This is a genomic window from Klebsiella sp. GG_Kp175 (assembly GCF_040062325.1).
Classification (GTDB): Bacteria; Pseudomonadota; Gammaproteobacteria; order Enterobacterales; family Enterobacteriaceae; genus Klebsiella; species Klebsiella quasipneumoniae.
The window spans coordinates 26,564-47,046 of record NZ_JBEAFX010000005.1 but is presented as its reverse complement, the minus strand read 5'-3'; the positions used below and the strand labels follow the sequence as shown (position 1 = coordinate 47,046).

Annotated in this window: 19 protein-coding genes and 1 other annotated feature; of the genes, 6 read left to right on the top strand and 13 right to left on the bottom strand. The window is 57.4% G+C overall.

All coding sequences use genetic code 11. The features are described 5' to 3' along the window. Positions 1 to 8: 8 nt before the first annotated feature. The gene (gene dnaK / locus ABLU73_RS11775; protein ID WP_004204234.1) at positions 9 to 1,925 is read right to left on the bottom strand and encodes a molecular chaperone DnaK; all 1,917 of its coding nucleotides are present in this window, start codon (positions 1,923 to 1,925) and stop codon (positions 9 to 11) included. Between the two features lie 396 nt (positions 1,926 to 2,321). Here dnaK and ABLU73_RS11770 point away from each other — a divergent pair, with 396 nt between their 5' ends. The 3 genes from ABLU73_RS11770 (at position 2,322) to satP (ending at position 4,159) form a co-directional block, all read left to right on the top strand. Next, entirely contained in the window at positions 2,322 to 2,726 is a 405-nt protein-coding gene (locus ABLU73_RS11770; protein WP_009309180.1) for a DUF2541 family protein, read from the top strand. Positions 2,727 to 2,754: 28 nt separating this feature from the next. After that, the gene (gene msyB, locus ABLU73_RS11765) at positions 2,755 to 3,504 is read left to right on the top strand and encodes an acidic protein MsyB (RefSeq protein WP_048979796.1); all 750 of its coding nucleotides are present in this window, start codon (positions 2,755 to 2,757) and stop codon (positions 3,502 to 3,504) included. An 88-nt stretch (positions 3,505 to 3,592) separates the two neighbouring features. Beyond that, positions 3,593 to 4,159 carry an acetate uptake transporter gene (satP, locus tag ABLU73_RS11760; protein WP_004204231.1) on the top strand — a complete coding sequence of 189 codons (567 nt, stop codon included), beginning with the start codon at positions 3,593 to 3,595 and terminating at the stop codon, positions 4,157 to 4,159. Positions 4,160 to 4,215: 56 nt separating this feature from the next. Here the strand turns inward: satP and ABLU73_RS11755 are convergent, their stop codons facing one another. From ABLU73_RS11755 to tal, 3 genes are all read right to left on the bottom strand, one after another. After that, positions 4,216 to 5,517: an MFS transporter gene (locus tag ABLU73_RS11755; protein ID WP_004204230.1), complete on the bottom strand. Its 1,302-nt coding sequence runs from the start codon at positions 5,515 to 5,517 to the stop codon at positions 4,216 to 4,218. Between the two features lie 119 nt (positions 5,518 to 5,636). Continuing rightward, positions 5,637 to 6,224, bottom strand: coding sequence for a molybdopterin adenylyltransferase (gene mog, locus ABLU73_RS11750; protein WP_004204229.1), 588 nt, complete (start codon positions 6,222 to 6,224; stop codon positions 5,637 to 5,639). 99 nt (positions 6,225 to 6,323) lie between these two features. Further along, the gene (gene tal, locus ABLU73_RS11745) at positions 6,324 to 7,277 is read right to left on the bottom strand and encodes a transaldolase (RefSeq protein ID WP_004204228.1); all 954 of its coding nucleotides are present in this window, start codon (positions 7,275 to 7,277) and stop codon (positions 6,324 to 6,326) included. A gap of 202 nt (positions 7,278 to 7,479) precedes the next feature. Here tal and ABLU73_RS11740 point away from each other — a divergent pair, with 202 nt between their 5' ends. Both ABLU73_RS11740 and yaaA read left to right on the top strand, forming a co-directional pair. Continuing rightward, a complete protein-coding gene (locus ABLU73_RS11740; RefSeq protein WP_004204227.1) occupies positions 7,480 to 8,910 on the top strand; it encodes a sodium:alanine symporter family protein in 1,431 nt (476 codons plus the stop codon). A 77-nt stretch (positions 8,911 to 8,987) separates the two neighbouring features. Then, positions 8,988 to 9,761, top strand: a complete 774-nt coding sequence (yaaA, locus tag ABLU73_RS11735) for a peroxide stress protein YaaA (RefSeq protein WP_264923633.1) — start codon at positions 8,988 to 8,990, stop codon at positions 9,759 to 9,761. Positions 9,762 to 9,809: 48 nt separating this feature from the next. Here yaaA and thrC read toward each other — a convergent pair whose 3' ends face one another. The 6 genes from thrC to yjjY form a co-directional block, all read right to left on the bottom strand. After that, complete coding sequence (gene thrC / locus ABLU73_RS11730; protein WP_002887863.1) at positions 9,810 to 11,090, bottom strand: threonine synthase; 1,281 nt, start codon at positions 11,088 to 11,090, stop codon at positions 9,810 to 9,812. A gap of 3 nt (positions 11,091 to 11,093) precedes the next feature. After that, positions 11,094 to 12,023 (bottom strand): homoserine kinase, encoded by a 930-nt coding sequence (gene thrB / locus ABLU73_RS11725; protein WP_002887853.1) that lies wholly within the window; start codon positions 12,021 to 12,023, stop codon positions 11,094 to 11,096. Between the two features lies 1 nt (position 12,024). Then, positions 12,025 to 14,487, bottom strand: coding sequence for a bifunctional aspartate kinase/homoserine dehydrogenase I (gene thrA / locus ABLU73_RS11720; RefSeq protein ID WP_004204224.1), 2,463 nt, complete (start codon positions 14,485 to 14,487; stop codon positions 12,025 to 12,027). Between the two features lie 25 nt (positions 14,488 to 14,512). Then, positions 14,513 to 14,630: a sequence feature (Thr leader region), on the bottom strand. Further along, complete coding sequence (gene thrL, locus ABLU73_RS11715; protein WP_004222578.1) at positions 14,569 to 14,637, bottom strand: thr operon leader peptide; 69 nt, start codon at positions 14,635 to 14,637, stop codon at positions 14,569 to 14,571. It overlaps the preceding feature by 62 nt. A gap of 211 nt (positions 14,638 to 14,848) precedes the next feature. After that, positions 14,849 to 15,535, bottom strand: coding sequence for a tRNA/rRNA methyltransferase (locus ABLU73_RS11710; RefSeq protein WP_004204223.1), 687 nt, complete (start codon positions 15,533 to 15,535; stop codon positions 14,849 to 14,851). Positions 15,536 to 15,932: 397 nt separating this feature from the next. Further along, positions 15,933 to 16,073, bottom strand: a complete 141-nt coding sequence (gene yjjY / locus ABLU73_RS11705) for a protein YjjY (RefSeq protein ID WP_004146984.1) — start codon at positions 16,071 to 16,073, stop codon at positions 15,933 to 15,935. 95 nt (positions 16,074 to 16,168) lie between these two features. Between yjjY and arcA the strand changes: the two genes are divergently transcribed. Beyond that, positions 16,169 to 16,885, top strand: coding sequence for a two-component system response regulator ArcA (arcA, locus tag ABLU73_RS11700; RefSeq protein ID WP_002887843.1), 717 nt, complete (start codon positions 16,169 to 16,171; stop codon positions 16,883 to 16,885). A gap of 64 nt (positions 16,886 to 16,949) precedes the next feature. On the opposite strand, the gene creD is transcribed toward arcA, so the two are convergent. From creD to creB, 3 genes are read right to left on the bottom strand one after another with little or no spacing between them, the layout of a single operon-like run. Further along, a complete protein-coding gene (creD, locus tag ABLU73_RS11695) occupies positions 16,950 to 18,308 on the bottom strand; it encodes a cell envelope integrity protein CreD (protein ID WP_069135399.1) in 1,359 nt (452 codons plus the stop codon). Between the two features lie 59 nt (positions 18,309 to 18,367). Continuing rightward, positions 18,368 to 19,792, bottom strand: a complete 1,425-nt coding sequence (gene creC / locus ABLU73_RS11690; RefSeq protein ID WP_264923634.1) for a two-component system sensor histidine kinase CreC — start codon at positions 19,790 to 19,792, stop codon at positions 18,368 to 18,370. After that, entirely contained in the window at positions 19,792 to 20,481 is a 690-nt protein-coding gene (gene creB / locus ABLU73_RS11685) for a two-component system response regulator CreB (protein WP_009309171.1), read from the bottom strand. Before creB ends, creC begins: the two co-directional genes overlap by 1 nt. Between the last annotated feature and the right edge of the window lie 2 nt (positions 20,482 to 20,483).

Genomic DNA, 20,483 nt, shown 5'->3' with positions numbered 1-20,483 from the left:
AAGGGCGATTATTTTTTATCTTTCACTTCTTCGAACTCAGCGTCGACAACATCGTCGTCTTTCGCGTTGCTCGCCTGAGCGTCAGCGGAACCCGCCTGCTGCTGAGCATGCTGCTGCTGGGCGATTTCCATCAGCTTCTGGGAAGCCTGCGCCAGCGCCTGCATTTTCGCTTCGATGTCCGCTTTGTCTTCACCTTTCAGCGAAGTTTCCAGCGCGGTCAGCGCAGACTCGATGGCAGTTTTGTCGTCAGCCGGCAGTTTATCGCCTGCTTCTTCAACCTGCTTGCGAGTGCTGTGCAGCAGATGGTCGCCCTGGTTGCGGGTCTGTACCAGCTCTTCGAACTTACGGTCAGATTCGGCGTTAGCTTCCGCTTCGCGAACCATTTTCTGAATTTCTTCTTCATTCAGACCGGAAGACGCTTTGATGGTGATCTTCTGCTCTTTACCGCTGTTTTTGTCTTTCGCGGAGACGTGCAGGATACCGTCAGCATCGATGTCAAAGGTCACTTCGATCTGCGGCATGCCGCGCGGCGCCGGGTTGATACCATCCAGGTTGAACTGACCCAGAGATTTGTTATCAGACGCGCGTTTACGCTCACCCTGCAGCACATGGATGGTGACCGCAGACTGGTTGTCTTCAGCGGTAGAGAACACCTGGCTATGCTTGGTCGGGATGGTGGTGTTTTTGCTGATCAGCGCAGTCATCACGCCGCCCATGGTTTCGATACCCAGCGACAGCGGGGTCACGTCGAGCAGCAGAACGTCTTTCACATCACCAGTCAGTACACCGCCCTGAACGGCAGCACCGATCGCCACGGCTTCATCCGGGTTAACGTCTTTACGCGGTTCTTTACCAAAGAACTCGGCCACTTTCTTCTGCACCATCGGCATACGAGTCTGACCACCAACGAGGATCACGTCGTTGATATCGGAAACGGACAGACCGGCATCCTGCAGGGCTACTTTCAGCGGCTCGATGGAACGGTTAACCAGGTCTTCTACCAGGCTTTCCAGTTTCGCGCGAGTCACTTTGATGTTCATGTGTTTCGGACCGGTCGCATCTGCAGTGATGTACGGCAGGTTAACGTCGGTCTGCTGAGCAGAAGACAGTTCAATCTTCGCTTTCTCAGCGGCTTCTTTCAGACGCTGCATCGCCAGCGGGTCGTTGCGCAGGTCAATGCCCTGATCTTTCTTAAATTCATCAACGAGGTAGTTGATCAGACGGGTATCGAAGTCTTCGCCGCCCAGGTGGGTGTCACCGTTGGTCGCCAGTACTTCGAAGGTTTTTTCGCCATCCACTTCGTCGATTTCGATAATAGAGATATCGAAAGTACCACCACCGAGGTCGTAAACCGCGATAGTACGGTTGCCCACTTCTTTATCCAGACCGTACGCCAGCGCGGCCGCGGTCGGTTCGTTGATGATACGTTTGACTTCCAGACCGGCGATACGGCCAGCATCTTTGGTGGCCTGACGTTGCGCATCGTTGAAGTAAGCCGGTACGGTGATAACCGCTTCAGTTACCGGTTCACCCAGGTAATCTTCAGCCGTTTTCTTCATTTTTTTCAGCACTTCAGCAGAGATCTGCGGCGGTGCAGTTTTGGTGCCTTTCACATCCAGCCATGCGTCGCCATTGTCTGCGGCAACAATTTTGTATGGCATGATAGAAACGTCACGCTGAACTTCTTCGTCCTGGAAGCGGCGGCCAATCAGGCGTTTAATCGCAAACAGGGTGTTTTGCGGGTTTGTCACTGCCTGACGTTTAGCCGGCTGACCAACCAGAGTTTCACCATCCTGGGTATAGGCAATGATAGAAGGCGTGGTGCGATCGCCTTCGGCGTTCTCCAGCACGCGTGCAGTAGTGCCATCCATAATCGCTACACAAGAGTTGGTAGTACCCAGGTCGATACCAATAATTTTACCCATCTAAACGTCTCCACTAAAAATTCGATCAACATGTGGTTGTGAACCTGTAATAAGGGCGAAACCTGCGGTTTCAACTGCCCAGACATCATTTTTTTTCAGGTTCTTCACTGCGGTTGACTACAAGATGGGGTCGCCCACTCCGGCATCAAGGGGCAAGTAGAAAAATTTTTTGCCGGGTACCAGCCGACGCCCTCGCCCCCTGTCGCCGATGGCTCAGCAAACGATGTTGCCGGGCGGCAAAAAAGATGGCGAAACATCCATATAAATAACGAATAAAATAACCAAATATATTCATAATATCATTGACATAAAACGCAATACTTGTGCGCTAAAAGCCCCGTTTTCGCAGTGATAAGATCCCCGCCCTCGCACTTTACTTATTCAGGGGACAGATTAATGAAATCACTATTCCGGCTTTCAGCGGGGCTTATCCTTAGCGTGTCAGTTATCACCTCGGCGGCCGCCAACGACCATAAGATCCTCGGCGTGATCGCCATGCCGCGCAATGAGACCAACGATCTGACGCTGAAGCTCCCCGTCTGCCGGGTGGTCAAACGTATTCAGCTCAGCGCCGAGCGCGGCGATATACAGCTCTCCGGAGCAACCGTCTACTTTAAGGCCAGCCACGGCGCCAGCCACACGCTGAACGTGCCCGCCGGGATCAAAGAGGGCAACACCACCGGCTGGATCACCCTCAACAGCGATAACGACAACAAGCGCTGTGTGAAAAAAATCGCCTTCTCCGGCCAGACGGTCAACTCCTCAGATATGGCCTCACTGAAAATTATCGGCGACGACTAACGTCGTCCCCTGCCCGAGAGAAAACGTTATGCGTATTAATTATCTGGATGATGACGATCTCGCCTTTCTGCCTGAGTGCAGCGAGGCGCATCTGGAAGCGTTTACCCGTATTCTGACCCACGGGGAAAATGGCAAACCCCGTCTCTCCAGTACGCTGCTGCGCAACGAAACCTTTCTGTCTATGGAGGGCCACCCGGAGCGCTATCGCCGCAACTGGCAGTTGATCGCCGGCGAGCTACAGCATTTCGGCGGCGACAGCATCGCCAATACGCTGCGCCGCCATGGCAAATTTTATCGCGCCATCCTGCTGGATGTGTGTAAGAGGCTGAAGGCAAAGGTCGATAAACAGATGACGACGCCGCAGATTGAGCAACAGTTGTTGACGCATTTTCTGCAGCACAGCTGGAATAAGCTGGATGCGGCACAAAAAACGCAGTTTCTCGCCGCGGTGGAGTGCCGGAGTCTTGAGCTGGAAAGCCTACTGCCCCATCTGTTGAGACGCCGCAAGCTGAGTGAAGGCGTTGCCCTGCTACTGGATGAGCGGTTAACCGCCATCCTGCGCACGCACGCCGCCGTGAGCGTCATCGGTCATGGCCTGGTACGCGGCGCCGGGCTGGGGGGGCCGCTTGGCGCCGCGCTGAACAGCGTGAAAGCGGTGAGCGGCAGCGCTTATCGGGTCACCATCCCCGCGGTCCTGCAAATTGCCTGTTTACGACAAATGCTCCACTCATCGTCGGGCGCAACTGAAATTGGTGAAAAATACCCCGCCAGATCATAGACAGCCTTTACGCGCCTCATTATTATGCCGCGCCCCGCCGCCAAGTCGCGGGGTAATGCTTCCCTTTTAATGATAATTTTGAGGAATTATGGGCAACACTAAGTTGGCTAATCCGGCACCGCTGGGCCTTATGGGCTTCGGCATGACCACTATTCTGCTTAACCTGGCGAATAGCGGCCTCTTCGCATTCGATGTAGCTATCCTGGCGATGGGCATTTTTTACGGTGGCATTGCGCAAATTTTTGCCGGCCTGCTGGAATACAAAAAAGGCAACACCTTTGGCTTGACCGCTTTTACCTCCTACGGCAGCTTCTGGCTGACGCTGGTTGCTATCCTTCTGATGCCGAAAATGGGCCTGGCTGATGCGCCGAACGCGCACTTCCTCGGCATGTATCTCGGCCTGTGGGGTATTTTTACGTTGTTCATGTTCTTCGGCACGCTGAAAGCCGCACGTATGCTGCAGTTCGTGTTCCTGAGCCTGACGGTGCTGTTCGCGCTGCTGGCGATTGGGCATCTGGTAGATAACGAAGGCATCGTGAAAGTAGCCGGCTGGATCGGCCTGATCTGCGGCGCCAGCGCCATTTACCTGGCGATGGGCGAAGTGCTGAACGAGCAGTTCGGCCGCACCGTGTTGCCGATCGGCGAACCGCGTTAATCTTCCGCCGCCGCCCTGTGACAGGGCGGCGGCTGGTCATCATCGGTAAACCCTGCTTAGCGCTGCAGCTCCCCTTCCGGCAACCTCGCCGCCGTCAGCCCCTGACGCAGCCAGATACCTAATCCCAAGCCCATCAGCGACAAGGCCAGCACATACCAGGCCGGGGCCATCGGCGACACCCCCATCAGCATCGTGACGGCAATCGGCGTCAGGCCGCCAAAAATCGCGTACGACAGATTGTAGGAAAAGGAAATGCCGGTGAAGCGCACTTCCGCCGGGAAGGCCCGCACCATGACATAAGGCACCGCCCCCACCACGCCCACGCAGAGTCCCACCGTACCGTACAGCAGAAACAGCCGCTGCGGGCTGGCGCCGGACAGGTGATAAAATGCCCAGCTGGCAACCGCCAGCAGCAGGCTGCCGACGATAAAGGTGCGGCTGGCGCCGAAGCGGTCCGCCGCCAGCCCGGCGAGCAGACAGCCGATGCACAACATAATCGTGGCAATGCTGTTGGCCTGCAGGGTCATCGCCGGGGCGAAGCCATAGTGTTTCTGCAGCCAGACCGGCGACATCAGGATCACCACCACCACGCCTGCCGACAGCAGCCAGGTCAGCAGCATAGAGACCGCCACCGCCTTCTGGTGCTTGAGGACGACCGCCTTTACCGGCAGTTCCTGCGCCAGCGCTTTGCGCTGCTGCATCTCAAGAAAAATCGGCGTCTCCTGCAGCCAGCGGCGCAGATACATCGCCACCAGGCCAAATACGCCCCCCAGCAGGAAGGGGATCCGCCAGCCGCCGTCGTGGATCCCCTGCGGCGTCAGGCTGGTGTTGATAAGCGTCGCCACCACCGATCCCAGCAGGATGCCTACGGTCAGGCCGGCCGTCAGCGTGCCGCAGGCGATACCAATGCGTTTTTCCGGAACATGCTCGGCGACAAACACCCAGGCGCCAGGCACCTCGCCGCCGATCGCCGCCCCCTGCAGAATACGCATCAGCAGCAACAGCAGCGGCGCGACGATGCCCACCGAGCTGTAGGTCGGCAGCAGACCAATCGCCAGGGTCGGCACCGCCATCAGCAGAATGCTGAGGGTAAACATTTTCTTACGCCCTACCAGATCGCCAAAGTGGGCCATGATGATCCCCCCCAGCGGACGCGCCAGGTAACCGGCGGCGAAAATGCCAAAGGTCTGTACCTGGCGCAGCCATTCCGGAATATCCGCGGGGAAGAAGAGCTCGCCGACGACGGCGGCGAAGAAAACGAAGATGATAAAGTCATAAAACTCCAGCGCGCCGCCAAGGGCGGCCAGCGTTAGCGTTTTATAATCCTGGCGGTTGAGCGGTCGGTTTGCATATGACATAACGCGATTTCATCCTGAGGTGTGCAGCGTATTTTATAGTGTGTAAAGTAAACAGCACTATATCGTAAATAAAACGGCACACCATCAGCGATGCAGGTTATGTCACAAATGCATCAAATTCAGGATAAAGTTTCGCGTCTGGCGCTTTTTGGACGAAATGCTTCTACCACACGGCCATCGGTTTCCACATAAGGCCCCTCCAGCAACTGTACACAATAAGGTACACTTGCGAAAATACCGTGCACCAGCACGTTGCCGTCAGCATCTTTCACCCCTTCCAGGGTCTCCTGAATCGCTTTCGGTTGTCCGGGTAGATTGAGGATCAGCGCCTGCTTGCGGATCACCCCGACCTGCCGGGAAAGGATCGCCGTCGGCACAAAGTGTAGGCTAACCTGGCGCATTTGCTCGCCGAAGCCCGGCATCTCGCGATCGGCAATCGCCAGCGTGGCGTCGGGCGTCACATCGCGACGCGCAGGGCCGGTTCCGCCGGTGGTCAGCACCAGGTGGCACCCCATCTCGTCAACCAGTTCGCACAGCGTTTGCTCAATAATGACCTGCTCATCCGGAATCAGGCGAGTCTGCAGTTCAAAAGGGGTGGTGAGGGCACGCGCCAGCCACTCTTCCAGTGCCGGGATGCCTTTGTCCTGATAGACGCCGCTGGAGGCGCGATCGGAAATGGAAACTAAGCCGATTCGTAAGGTATTCATGGTTATTCCGTTCAAACTGTAGCGTTAAACGAAATGATACACTGCTGATGGCGGGACAGACAGTGTAATGTGGCCGACGGGCGTCGGCCACCTGCGGGATTACAGCAGTTCGCCGATCATTTTTTCCAGTTTTTCCTGGTCGATCGCAAACTTGCGGATACCTTCCGCCAGTTTGTCTACCGCCATCGGATCCTGGTTATGCTGCCACAGGAATTCAGATTCGGTAATACGCTCCGGACGCGCTTTCACTTCACCGGTATACACCAGTTTACGCTCAACGGCGCCTTCGCTTTCGGACAGCTCTTTCAGCAGCGCCGGGGCGATGGTCAGGCGGTCACAGCCAGCCAGTTCGAGAATTTCACCAACGTTACGGAAGCTGGCGCCCATCACTACGGTTTCATAACCGTGCTGCTTGTAGTACTCGTAGATTTCGCTGACGGAAACCACGCCCGGATCTTCTGCCGGCGCATACTCTTTCTTATCGGTGTTGGCTTTGTACCAGTCGAGGATACGACCAACGAACGGCGAAATCAGGAAGACGCCCGCTTCGGCGCAAGCACGAGCCTGAGCGAAGGAGAACAGCAGGGTCAGGTTGCAGTTGATGCCTTCTTTTTCCAGCTGCTCAGCGGCGCGAATGCCCTGCCAGGTGGAAGCCAGCTTGATCAGAATACGATCGTTGCTGATGCCCGCGTCGTTATACAGCTTGATGATGCGCTTAGCTTTGGCGATAGACGCTTCGGTGTCGTAGGAAAGACGTGCATCCACTTCGGTGGAGATACGGCCCGGGATCAGTTTCAGGATTTCGAGACCGATGTTCACCGCCAGCTTATCGGAAGCATCAAGGATCTGCTGTGCGCGATCGCTGCTCTGGCTACGAGCCCAGGCCACAGCGTCGTCAATCAGCTTACGGTACTCAGGGATCTGAGCCGCGCCGAGGATCAGGGAAGGGTTGGTGGTGGCATCCTGAGGCTGATACAGCTTCATTGCCGCAATATCTCCGGTGTCAGCGACGACAGTGGTGTACTGACGCAGAGAAGTTAATTTATCCGTCATGATATATTTCTCTTAAACAGCAGTTAAGGGGATGTAACCGGTCTGCCCAGATGATAACACGCTGCCGGGTCAGCGCAACCGCCGACGAGAGAAGAGCGCAGAGTGTGATAAACTATGCAGATTAATTTGCTGAAAGCGCAAGGATTGTCACTTAATTGGTAACGCTTACACTGGCGTGCCGGCATGGACAAGAGGATGTTTAATGCCTGATTTTCTCTCATTTATCAATGAAATACTCTGGGGCTCAGTGATGATTTATCTGCTACTGGGCGCAGGGATCTGGTTTAGCTGGCAAACCCGGGGTATTCAGTTCCGTTACGTGCGCAAATTTAGCCGCAGTCTGAAAAAAAGCCTGCATCCGCAGCCGGGCGGTTTAACCTCTTTTCAGGCGTTATGTACCAGTCTTGCCGCCCGGGTTGGCAGCGGTAATCTTGCCGGCGTCACGCTGGCCATCGCCGCCGGCGGACCCGGAGCGGTATTCTGGATGTGGGTCTCCGCCCTGCTCGGCATGGCCAGCAGCTTCGCCGAATGTTCCCTTGCCCAGTTGTATAAAGAACGCGACAGCCGCGGCCAGTTTCGCGGCGGCCCGGCCTGGTATATGGCGCGCGGGCTCGGCATGCGCTGGATGGGCGTGCTGTTTTCGATCCTCCTGCTGCTGGCCTATGGTTTTATCTTCAATACCGTGCAGGCTAACTCCGTGGCTCATGCCCTGCGCTATGCGTTCGATCTGCCGGCGGCGGTCAGCGGCGGCGTGCTGGCCGTTGTCGTTCTGCTGGCCATCCTCCGCGGTTTACGCGGCGTGGCGCGCCTGATGCAGTGGATAGTGCCCATCATGGCGCTGCTATGGATCGCCACCAGCCTGCTTATCGGCCTGTGGCATATCACCGCCCTGCCGACGATTTTCGCCACCATCTTTCGCTGCGCCTTCGGCTGGCAGGAAGCCGCCGCCGGCGCGGTGGGCTACACCATCAGCCAGGCGCTGACCAGCGGCTTTCAGCGCGGCATGTTCTCCAATGAAGCAGGGATGGGCTCTTCGCCTAACGCCGCCGCAGCCGCCGCCTCATGGCCGCCGCACCCGGCGGCGCAGGGTATCGTGCAGATGATAGGCGTGTTTATCGATACCATCGTGATCTGTACCGCCAGCGCGATTATCGTCATGCTGGCGCCGCGGCCCGACAATGAATATACGCTCAATGGTATTCAGGACTTGCAACACGCGATGAGCGTGCTGGTCGGCGGCTGGGGAGCGGATTTTATCGCCCTCATCGTGCTGCTGTTCGCTTTTAGCTCTATCGTGGCCAACTACGTGTATGCGGAAAATAATCTGATCTTTCTGCATCTGGATAAGCCGCGCTATATCTGGGGGCTGAGAATACTCACCGTCCTGATGGTGCTGCTGGGGACCCTGGTTAGCCTGCCGGTCGTCTGGCAGAGCGCGGATATCATTATGGCGCTGATGGCGATGACCAACCTGACGGCCATCCTGCTGCTCTCCCCGACGGTGCGGATTATCGCCAGTGATTATCTGCGTCAGCGCCAGTTAGGCATCCAGCCCACTTTTGATGCGTCGCGCTATCCCGAGATTCACCAGCAGCTGGCCCCGGGCGCGTGGAATGAACTGCCGCGAGAATAGCGCGGCAATCGCAGCTATCGATCCCACCATGCACTTTTTTTGTTAAAATTCGTCGAAATTACCTGCAAGGACTGGATATGCTGATTCTGATTTCACCTGCTAAAACGCTCGATTATGAAAGCCCGCTGGCAACGACTCGCTATACCCAGCCCGAACTCCTCGAGTATTCTCAAGAGCTTATCAGCATCGCCCGTCAACTGACCGCGCCGCAAATCGGCAAGCTGATGAGCATCAGCGACAAGCTGGCGGATCTGAACGCCACCCGTTTCCACGACTGGCACCCTGACTTTACGCCGCAAAACGCCCGCCAGGCGATCCTCGCCTTTAAGGGCGATGTCTACACCGGCCTGCAGGCAGAGACGCTCACTGAGGACGACTTTGACTTCGCCCAGCGACACCTGCGCATGCTCTCCGGCCTGTATGGCGTGCTGCGCCCGCTGGACCTGATGCAGCCCTACCGCCTGGAGATGGGGATCCGTCTGGAAAACCCGCGCGGTAAAGATCTGTACCAGTTCTGGGGCGATACCATTACCGAGAAGCTGAATCAGGCGCTGCAGGCTCAGGGCGACGATATCGTCATCAACCTGGCTTCCGATGAGTATTTTAAATCGGTGAAAACGCAAAAATTGCAGGGCCAGCTGATCAAGCCGGTCTTCCTCGATGAGAAGAACGGCAAATTCAAAGTGATCAGCTTCTATGCCAAGAAAGCCCGTGGCCTGATGAGCCGCTACATTATTGAAAATCGCTTAACCCAGCCGGAGCAGCTGAAATCCTTTAATAGCGAAGGCTATTTCTTTGATGCGGAGGCTTCGGAGAAAGGCGAACTGGTGTTTAAACGCCACGAGCAGTAAGTAAGCGTCCCCCTGCGGCGTTCGACGCGACAGGGGGACGGTAAGGATTTAGCCCATCATCAGCTTACGCAGCGCGGCGAAATCCGCCGGCAGATTGTGAGACAGCAGCGGCAGGTCGGCGCGGTCGGCCAGCTCTTTCGGCAGCGGCAGGGTCTCCTGCAGGATCTCCTCCACGCTCTCTTTGAACTTCGCCGGATGGGCGGTGCCGAGGAACAGACCGTACTCTCCCGGCTGCAGCTGATCGCGCAGCGCGCGCCAGGCAATCGCCGCGTGCGGCTCAGAGATGTAGCCGATGGCCTTCAGCTCACGCATTGCCGCTTTGGTGGTCTCATCATCGACCGCGGCATAGCCCAGCTCGCTGAGACGCCAGATTTTACGGCGGAACAGCTCTTCGACACGCGGCCAGTTGTTCGGCTGGCTGACGTCCATGGCGTTGGACAGCGTCGCCTGGGTGGCTTTTGGCGCCCACTCGCCGCCCTGCAGATAGCGCGGAACAGTGTCGTTGGCGTTGGTGGCAGCGATAAAGCGTTTGATCGGCAGACCCAGCGACTTCGCCAGCAGACCGGCGGTCAGATCGCCGAAGTTGCCGCTCGGCACAGAAATCACCAGCTGATTGCGGGCTTCCTGCGGCAGCTGCGCCGCCGCTTCGAAGTAGTAGCAGATCTGCGCCAGCAGGCGGCTGATGTTAATGGAGTTAGCCGAGTTCAGCCCCAGCGTCGCCTTCAGTTCTTCATCGTCAAACGCCTGCTTCACCAGCGCCTGGCAGGCGTCGAAGTCGCCGTCGATCGCCACGGTTTCAATGTTGCCGCCGAGAGTACAGAACAGCTTCTCCTGCAGCGGGCTGATCTTGCCGCGCGGATAGAGGATCACCACCTTAACGTTCGGCAGACCATAGAAAGCATGCGCCACCGCCGCACCAGTATCGCCAGAGGTCGCCGTAAGGATGGTGACCGGCTTGTCGCCCGCAATGTGGGTCAGCATCTGCGCCATAAAGCGGCCGCCGAAATCCTTGAACGCCAGCGTGGGGCCATGGAACAGTTCCAGACAGCCGACATCCTCCTGAACCTTGCTCACCGGCGCCGGAAACGCAAACGCCGCGCGGACCCGCTGCTGCAGGACATCCTGCGGGATCTCATCGCCGATAAAGGCGGATAAAATTTTGGCGCTGCGGGTGACAAAGTCCTGCGCCAGCATATCGTCGATTTCAGTCAGGCTGAATTCCGGCAGATCGTGCGGAAAGAACAGGCCCTGATGCTTGCCAAGTCCCTGGGTAACGGCCTGCGCAAAGCTGACCTGCTCATTGTGATCTTTTAAGTTATACAGTTTCATTGGTTATCCCACTACGCGTGCGCCCGCCGTATCCAGCCGGCAAATATGAACAAAGCCTTCCTGATTCTGTAGATAGTGCGCGCCAAGCCAGTCGGCGACGCGCTGTGCGGTGTCCGGCTTATCGCACAACGCGAACAGCGTTGGGCCAGAGCCGGAGATGCCGCAAGCCTGGGCGCCCATCTCCATGGCCGCCTGACGCGCTTCGCTAAAGCCCGGCAGCAGTTTGGTTCGGTACGGTTCGGCAATCACATCTTTCATCAATTTTGCCGCCAGCTGCGGCTGGCGGGTGTAGCAGGCATGAATAAAGCCCGCGAGGTGGCGACCATGGGCGATACAATCCTGACGGCGGTACTGCGCCGGCAGAATCGCCCGCGCTTCGGCGGTGGAGACTTTAATCCCCGGATAGGCCAGCACCCACAGCCACTCATCAAACCCGGGCACCTGCTGGCTGATAATCCCGTTCTCTTCGATCATCAACTGCATGCCGCCAAGATAGCACGGCGCCACGTTGTCGTAGTGAATGCTGCCGGAGATACGCCCTTCCATCTCCCCCATCAGCGCCAGCATGCGCGTCTCGTTCAGCGGCTTACCGCAAAACTCGTTCATCGCCACCAGCGCGGCGACCACCGAGCAGGCGCTGGAACCCAGCCCGGAACCAATCGGCATGTTTTTTTCCAGCGTCATCGCCACCGGCACCGTCTTACCGATCTCCCGGCAAAAGCTTTCCCAGCACTGGTAAACAATGTTCTCCTGCGGCGCCGTCGGCAGTTTGCTGGCGAAGCGTCCCAGATTCTGCAGGCTGAATTGCTCCGCCGCTTCGACAGTGACGTTGTCGCCAAGCAGCGTGCCATCGACCGGCGTGACCGCCGCGCCCAACACATCAAACCCGACGCTCATATTGGCACTGGAAGCCGGGGCATATACTTTGACCATCTTAAACTCCTAACTTCCAGGAAAGGGTGCGCAGCAGGTCGGCGAATACGCCGGCCGCCGTGACGTCGTTCCCGGCACCATAGCCGCGCAGCACCAGCGGCAATGGCTGATAATAGTGGCTGTAAAAGGCCAGCGCGTTCTCGCCATTTTTGACTTTGTACAGCGGATCGTTACCGTCAACGGCGGCAATTTTCACCCGGCAGGTACCATCCTCTTCGATGTTACCGACATAGCGCAAGACTTTACCTTCATCGCGCGCCTTAGCAATCCGCGAGGCGAACTCATCATCCAGCGACGGCAGGCGAGCCATAAAGGTCTCGACATCACCGCTGGCGTCGAAGTCCGCCGGCAGCGCCGACTCGACGATAATGTCCGACAGCTCCAGTTCACGTCCGGTCTCACGGGCCAGAATCAGCAGCTTACGCGCGACGTCCACCCCGGATAAATCGTCGCGCGGATCCGGCTCGGTATACCCCATCTCACGGGCCATTGCCGTCGCCGCCGAGAAACTCACGCCCTCATCCAGCTTGCCGAAGATAAACGACAGCGAACCGGAAAGGATCCCGGAGAAATGGCGCAGTTCATCGCCGGCGTTGAGCAGGTTCTGCAGGTTCTCAATCACCGGCAGGCCAGCGCCAACGTTCGTGTCATAGAGGAACTTGCGGCGCGAGCTGCTCGCCGCGTGGCGCAGCTGATGATAGTAATCCAGTGAAGAGGTATTGGCCTTTTTATTCGGCGTGACCACATGGAAACCTTCGCGCAGGAAGTCGGCGTACTGATCGGCGACCGCCTGGCTGGAGGTACAGTCGACGATCACCGGATTCAGCAGGTGGTACTCTTTTACCAGGCGGATCAGGCGGCCAAGATTAAAGGGTTCTTTCGCCTCCGCCAGAGCTTCACTCCAGTTTTCCAGATTCAGACCATGCACGCTGGTCAGCAGCGCCTGAGAGTTGGCCACGCCGCAAACGCGCAGATCGATATGTTTGCTCTTCAGCCAACTCTGCTGGCGTTTGATCTGCTCCAGCAGCGCCCCGCCGACGCCGCCGACGCCGATGACGAACACTTCGATCACCTGGTCGGTGTTGAACAGCATCTGATGGGTCACGCGCACGCCGGTGGTAGCGTCGTCATTGCTGACCACCACCGAAATGGAGCGTTCGGAAGAACCCTGAGCAATCGCCACGATATTGATATTGGCGCGGGCCAGCGCGGCAAAAAATTTCGCCGAGATACCGCGCAGGGTGCGCATCCCGTCACCCACCACCGAGATAATAGCCAGACGCTCCATAATGGCCAGCGGCTCCAGCAGCCCCTCTTTCAGCTCGAGGTAAAACTCATCTTCCATCGCCCGTTTGGCTCGCGCGCAGTCGCTCTGCGGCACGCAGAAACTGATGCTGTACTCGGAGGAGGATTGGGTGATCAGCACTACCGAGATGCCGGCGCGGGACATGGTGGCGAAGACGCGGGCGGCCATGCCGACCATGCCTTTCATCCCCGGCCCGGAAACGTTGAACATCGCCATGTTGTTGAGGTTAGAGATGCCTTTAACCGGCAGATCGTCCTCGTCGCGGCTGGCGCCGATGAGCGTTCCCGGCGCCTGCGGGTTGCCAGTATTTTTAATCAGACATGGGATTTGGAATTGGGCGATAGGGGCGATGGTGCGCGGGTGCAGCACTTTCGCGCCAAAATAGGAGAGCTCCATCGCCTCCTGATAAGACATCGATTTCAGCAGACGCGCATCCGGCACCTGGCGCGGGTCGCAAGTGTACACTCCGTCGACATCGGTCCAGATTTCGCAGCAATCGGCGCGCAGGCAGGCGGCCAGCACCGCAGCCGAATAGTCGGAGCCGTTGCGCCCCAGCACCACCAGCTCCCCCTTCTCATTGCCAGCGGTAAACCCAGCCATCAGGATCATATGGTCTGCCGGGATCTGGCTGGCGGCGATGCGGCGGGTGGATTCGGCGATATCGACCGTGGACTCCATGTAGTGACCAACGGCAAGCAGTTTTTCCACCGGGTTAATGACACTGACTTTATGACCACGGGCTTCCAGCAGACCCGCCATGATGGCGATGGAGAGCTTTTCGCCTCGGCAGATCAGCGCGGCATTGACGCTATCCGGGCACTGACCCAGCAGGCTAATACCGTGCAGGACATGCTTAATCTGAGCAAACTCCTGCTCAACAAAGGCTTTCAACTGGGCGAGCGGGAAAGCGGGCTGGGCGTCGGCAAGGCCCTGAAGAAGTTCGGCAAAAATGCGTTCAGCGTCGGCAATATTGGGGAGGGCATCCTGGCCGCCAATGGTCTTTTCAATCATCGCTACCAGATGGTTAGTGATCTTCGCCGGGGCAGACAGGACGGTCGCTACCTGCCCCTGCCTGGCATTACTCTCCAGAATATCGGCAACCCGCAGAAACCGTTCCGCATTTGCCACTGATGTACCGCCGAACTTCAACACTCGCATGGTTCTTACCCCTTGATCTCTTGTCAAAAAAAAAGCCCGCACTGTTCAGGTGCGGGCTTTTTTCTGTGTTTCCTGTACGCGTCAGCCCGCACCGTTACCTGTGGTAATGGTGGTGGTGATAATGGTGGTAATCATGCCGATGCGATTCATGGATGTTGTGTACTCTGTATTTTTATCTGTCTGTGTGTCCTGCCTATATTGGTTAAAGTATCTGCCGTCTTAAGTCAATGAATTTCTCAATTAACCCCATTTCAGCCGGCTTACGTATTGCGCCACCTCGACAAGAAAAAACACCCAGATTGGCGGAACACCTCCCGCAAAAACAGTACATGCAACCATAAATAAAAAATATGACAGAACTTTATTCTGGTAGGTTTTTTTCAATATCATGCAGCAAACGATGCAACATTGCCGTGTCTCGCTGCTGCAGCAGCCCCAATCGTTGCGACAGCCAGTCGGCCAGTTTGGCATCGTCCTCCACGCCCAGACGCGAAAGCAAGGCCATGGTGCGGAGGCGCAACGCCTGCAGCTGATGATGGTCTGCCGCGGCAGCGGCGGGAGCCGATTGTTGCATAAGCGATGCTAATTGATAGCAGTAAACCATCACCGACTGACCGAGGTTCAGCGACGGATAATCCGCGACCATCGGCACGCCGGTCAGCACATCGGCCAGGGCCAGCTCCTCATTGGTCAATCCGGCGTCTTCACGGCCAAATACCAGCGCGGTATGGGTCATCCAGTTCGCCTTCTCCTCCAGCAGCGGCAACAACTGCTGCGGCGTGGCGTAATAGTGAAACCGCGCGCGACTGCGGGCGGTGGTGGCGACGGTAAAATCGACGTCGTGCAGCGCCTCAGCAAGGGTGGAATAGGTGGTGATGCCATCGAGGATGTCGCCTGAGCCGTGCGCCACCCAGCGTGCCGCCGGCGCCAGATGGGCTTCACTGTCCACGATCCGCAGATCGCGAAATCCCATGGTTTTCATCGCCCTGGCGGCGGCACCGACGTTCTCGGCCCGGGCAGGACCGACCAAAATAATCGTTAAACGCATTGCGGTTTCATTCTCTCTCTCAGGCGTTGTCTGAGGCGCGGAGCCCCCCATTTTACGCGGTGAAAATTTACAAATTTGCAACAAAAATCACTAAAATTGCGTTTTCTTACCCATAAAAAAATCTAAACTGTTCTCAGGAGGCCATGACAAGGAGTATGTTAACAGAACCCATTTATCCATATGATGGGCAATGAAATTTCATCTGACGCATCGTTCCAGACATTGGATTCACTGTATTTATTAATTTATCCACGCAACTAGTTGAGCCGGGTAAAGATTGTGACTATAAAGAGCATGGCGATGCAATGATTTCACAAGACTGTTAACGTGCTACAATTGAACTTGATATATGTCAACGAAGCGTAGTTTTATTGGGTGTTCGGCCTCTCTTAGCCTGTTATGTTGCTGTTAAAATGGTTAGGATGTCAGCCGTTTTTGACACCGTCGGGTCCAGAGGGAAAGTACCCACGACCAAGCTAATGATGTTGTTGACGTTGATGGAAAGTGCATCAAGAACGCAATTACGTACTTTAGTCATGTTACGCCGCGCATGTTAATTTGCGACATGCACCAGGCAGGTCAGGGACTTTGGTACTTCCTGTTTCGATTTAGTTGGCAATTTAGGTAGCAAACATGCAGACCCCGCACATTCTTATCGTTGAAGACGAGTTGGTAACACGCAACACGTTAAAAAGTATTTTCGAAGCAGAAGGTTACGATGTATTCGAAGCGACCGATGGCGCGGAAATGCATCAGATCCTGTCTGAAAATGATATCAACCTGGTGATCATGGATATCAACCTGCCGGGTAAAAATGGTCTTCTGCTGGCGCGCGAGCTGCGCGAGCAGGCCGACGTCGCGCTGATGTTCTTAACCGGCCGCGACAACGAAGTGGATAAGATCCTTGGCCTCGAAATCGGCGCTGACGACTATATCACTAAACCGTTTAACCCGCGTGAACTGACTATCCGCGCGCGCAACCTGCTCTCCCGTACCATGAACCTCGGTACCGTGAGCGAAGAGCGTCGCAGCGTGGAAAGCTACAAGTTCAACGGCTGGGAACTCGATATCAACAGCCGTTCCCTGGTTAGCCCGAACGGCGAACAGTACAAGCTGCCGCGCAGTGAATTCCGCGCGATGCTGCACTTCTGCGAAAACCCGGGCAAAATTCAGTCTCGTGCCGAGCTGCTGAAGAAAATGACCGGTCGCGAGCTGAAGCCGCATGACCGTACCGTTGACGTGACCATTCGTCGGATTCGTAAACACTTCGAATCCACTCCGGATACTCCGGAAATCATCGCTACCATTCACGGTGAAGGTTACCGTTTCTGCGGCGATCTGCAGGAATAATGCGAGTTATTCGGCAGCTATGATGTGAAAACGGCGCCCCGAGGGCGCCGTTTTTTTTATGCCGTCACTCTTTCCACAGGCGCAGTTTGTCGTCATCGGCAGATGGCGGCGGAGGCGCACTGCCTTTCGGTAACGATAACGCATACCAGTCCACTCGCCGGGTCAAAAACATCAGAATGCTCAGCGCCAGCGCCAGCACACCGGTCCCCAACAGCAGCGCGCTGTCCTCGGAGTGCAGCAGAAACCACATCACCCCATCCAGCAGCAGCAGCGCGGCGACAAACAGCAGGCTGTTGCGCCATCCCCTGAGCACCGCCTGGAGGTAGATCCCATTCATCACCGCGCCGCACAGACTGGCGGCCAGCCAGGCGGCGGTAAAGCCAATGTGCTCCGAAAGCGCCAGCAGCACCAGGTAAAACAGCACCAGCGATAAGCCCACCAGCAAATATTGCATCGGATGCAGGGGCCGATGGGTCAGGCTCTCGAAAGCGAAAAAGGCCATAAACGTCAGCCCGATTAACAGGATGGCATATTTTGTCGCCCGATCGGTTAGCTGGTACTGGTCGGCAAGCGACATGACATCGGCACTGAACGCCGGTAAGCGCGACCACGGGATCTCCATATCATCCTTGAAATAGCTGCCCATATCATTGGCGAACCAGCTGCTTTGCCAGTGGGCGCGATAGCCGGCAGCATTCACTTCGCGTTTCGTTGGCAGGAAGCTGCCGAGAAAGCCGGGATGCGGCCAGTTACTGGTCAGCTGCAGCTCGCTGTTGCGCCCGAGCGGCGCTAGTGAAAATGCGCCCGTTCCGTTCAGATCGAGCGAAAAAGCAATCTCAAGCGGCTTGTTGTCCTCCGCCAGCGCAGGCATCGGCATATGGATGCCCGCCCCATCGCCGCTGATCCCCAGCCCCGGCTCCACGCTTAATACGTTACCATTGACCTCCGGGGCATGGATGGCGCCAATGCCGCGGGCATCGCCAACGCTCACCACCAGCCGCGGCAGGCCCAGGGTGATATGCGTTTTTCGCAGCGACGCCAGACGCAGCGGATCGAAGGTGGCCTTAATCTGCAGGGCGTTATGCCATACCTGCCCGCTGTAGATGCCCACCCTTCTCGACTCCACGGTCTGTTTGCCGGTGACCGCCAGCGACTCCGGCAGCCAGTAGTACACCCAGCTACGCTGATAGGCGACCTCTTTTTGGTTCTCCCTGCGGGTCAGCGTCTCGGTTACCGGAATAGCGATCAGCGGCCCGGCGAGTTTTTGCGAACCGCTGGTGCTCTGCTCAATGGCGTCCACTACCTCGCTGCGATAATCAGCCCGCTCATTGATGAGCTCCCTGACCATCATTAAAGGTAGAGATAACAGCACAATACAGCCGATTAGCGTGGTGATTTTCCAGAATAACGGTGATTTCAACATAGCTTTCTCCCTATCGTGATGGCCTCACCATAGGGCGGCTGTGTGGGGAGAATTTGAAGCTATGTGAAGGGACGGTGAAGTCTCAGCGTAGCGACCACGCCGCCTTCAGGGCGATTGTGCAGACGGATATCGCCATGATGCAGGCGCGCCACTTCACGAACGAAGGCCAGCCCAAGGCCGCTGCTCTTGTGGCCGTCTTCACGCGGCAGCGAGTAGAACCGATCAAAGATCCGCGTCAGGGCATACTCCGGAATACCGCATCCGTTATCCGTTACGCTCAGTCGCACCTCTGCATTCCGTTTCTCTACCCCCAGGGCGATCTCGCCGCCCTGGGGGGTAAAATCAATCGCGTTGTCGAGCAGATTACCCAGCGCCTGGGCCAGCAGTTCGCCATCGCCATTGACCAGCATCCCACTCGCCTGCCAGCGCAGAGTAATGGCTTTCGCCGCCAGGGCGATGTCGCGCTCCTCCGCCAGGCGTTGGTATAGCGCATCTATCGACACCGGCTGTAGCTTTATCTCCAGCCGGCTTTCCAGTCGCGCCTGCTGGAGTAACCGCTCCACCAGCAGCTGCATGCGGGTGTTCTGCGCAAGGATATTCTCAGTAAACCGCGCCGCCACCTCAGGCGGCGGCCCTTCGCGCAGAATTTCCGCCGCACCGCGAATAGCCGCCAGCGGACTTTTCAGCTCGTGCGTCAGGTCATAGACATAGTTTTCGATGGCGTTTTTGCCTTCGAGCTTCACCCGCATGCTCTCCAGCGCCTGGGCCAGCTTACGCAGTTCGCTGCTGCCGACCTCCGGCAACGGCAGCGGGCGGTCAGCGGTCACGGAGTCCGCATAGCGCACCAGCTTACCGATAGAGAAATTGATCCACCAGACGACGCCGCAGCCGATCAACAGCGCAATGCCCAGCAGGGCGCCGCCGGCCCAGAGGATCCGCCGCTCGCTGCGCTTAATGACCGGCGTCATCGCCAGGTTGGGTTTACCGACGCTCAGCACGCCGATAATCCGCCCCTTATCCATCACCGGCGCGGCGATATACATCACCGAGCTGGCTTCATCATGCGGATCGCTGCGCGAACTGCGCGCGCCATACTGCCCGCGCAGGGTGAGCCAGACGTCGTTCCAGCGTGAATAGTCCTGCCCTGTCGCCTCTCCACTGGAGTCAAACACGACCTTGCCCCGGGCATCGGTCAGATAGACGCGGTACTCATTACGCACCTTTTTAATTCCGCCAATGTTGGCGTTTAGCCGCTGCTGGTTGAGCTGTTGAAAGGCCTGCGCCAGCCTGCCCTGCTGCGGGTTTGCCACCAGCAGGTCCTCACGCGCCAGCGCCGCCAGCAGGGTGGCGGTATCGTTGAGGGTCCCCTCCGTCGCCCGGCGCACGCCCGGCTTCACTTCCTGGACAAAGATCGACAGTACAAACCACGCGGCGATCGCGACGATAAGGAAATAGCCCAGCAGCAGGCGCATGCCGATGCGCATCAGCTGCGCCCCAGGCTGTAGCCCATCCCGCGATGGGTATTGATTGGCGACAAATCAGGATTCACGGCCCGCAGTTTAGCGCGCAGGGTTTTGATGTGGGTGTCGACGGTGCGGTCGAGGCTTTCCCAGGCATCGCTCCATACCCGCTCCATCAGCTGCTGACGGGAGAAAACGCGACCGGGCGCGTGAAGCAAAGTTTTCAACAGCAGAAATTCATAGCGCGTCAGGTTCAGGGGCTGGCCGAACCAGCTTATCGACGCCGCCTGCTCGTCAAGCACAAACTCGCCGACGCGAACTACCGACGAAGGCGCGGCAAATTTTTGCAGCCGTCGCAGCACGCTGCGCACCCGCGCGCAAACTTCGCGCGGCGAAAACGGCTTGGCGATGTAATCGTCAGCGCCGATTTCCAGCCCCAGCAGCTTATCGACCTCATCGCTCCGCGCCGTGAGAAACAGCACCGGCAGCGCCGGAAAGCGCGTCAGCAGGCGCCGACAGAGCTCGAAGCCGCTGATATCCGGCAAGCCAACGTCGAGGATGGCGACATCGGGCGCCTGATGCGCCGCCGCCTCCAGCGCGGGCAACCCGCGGTCGAAGACGGTGACCTGGAAGCCCTCCTGCTGGAGCATATAAACCAGGGTATCGGCGATACTCTGTTCATCCTCAACTAACCAAATCCATGGCTGCTGCATGC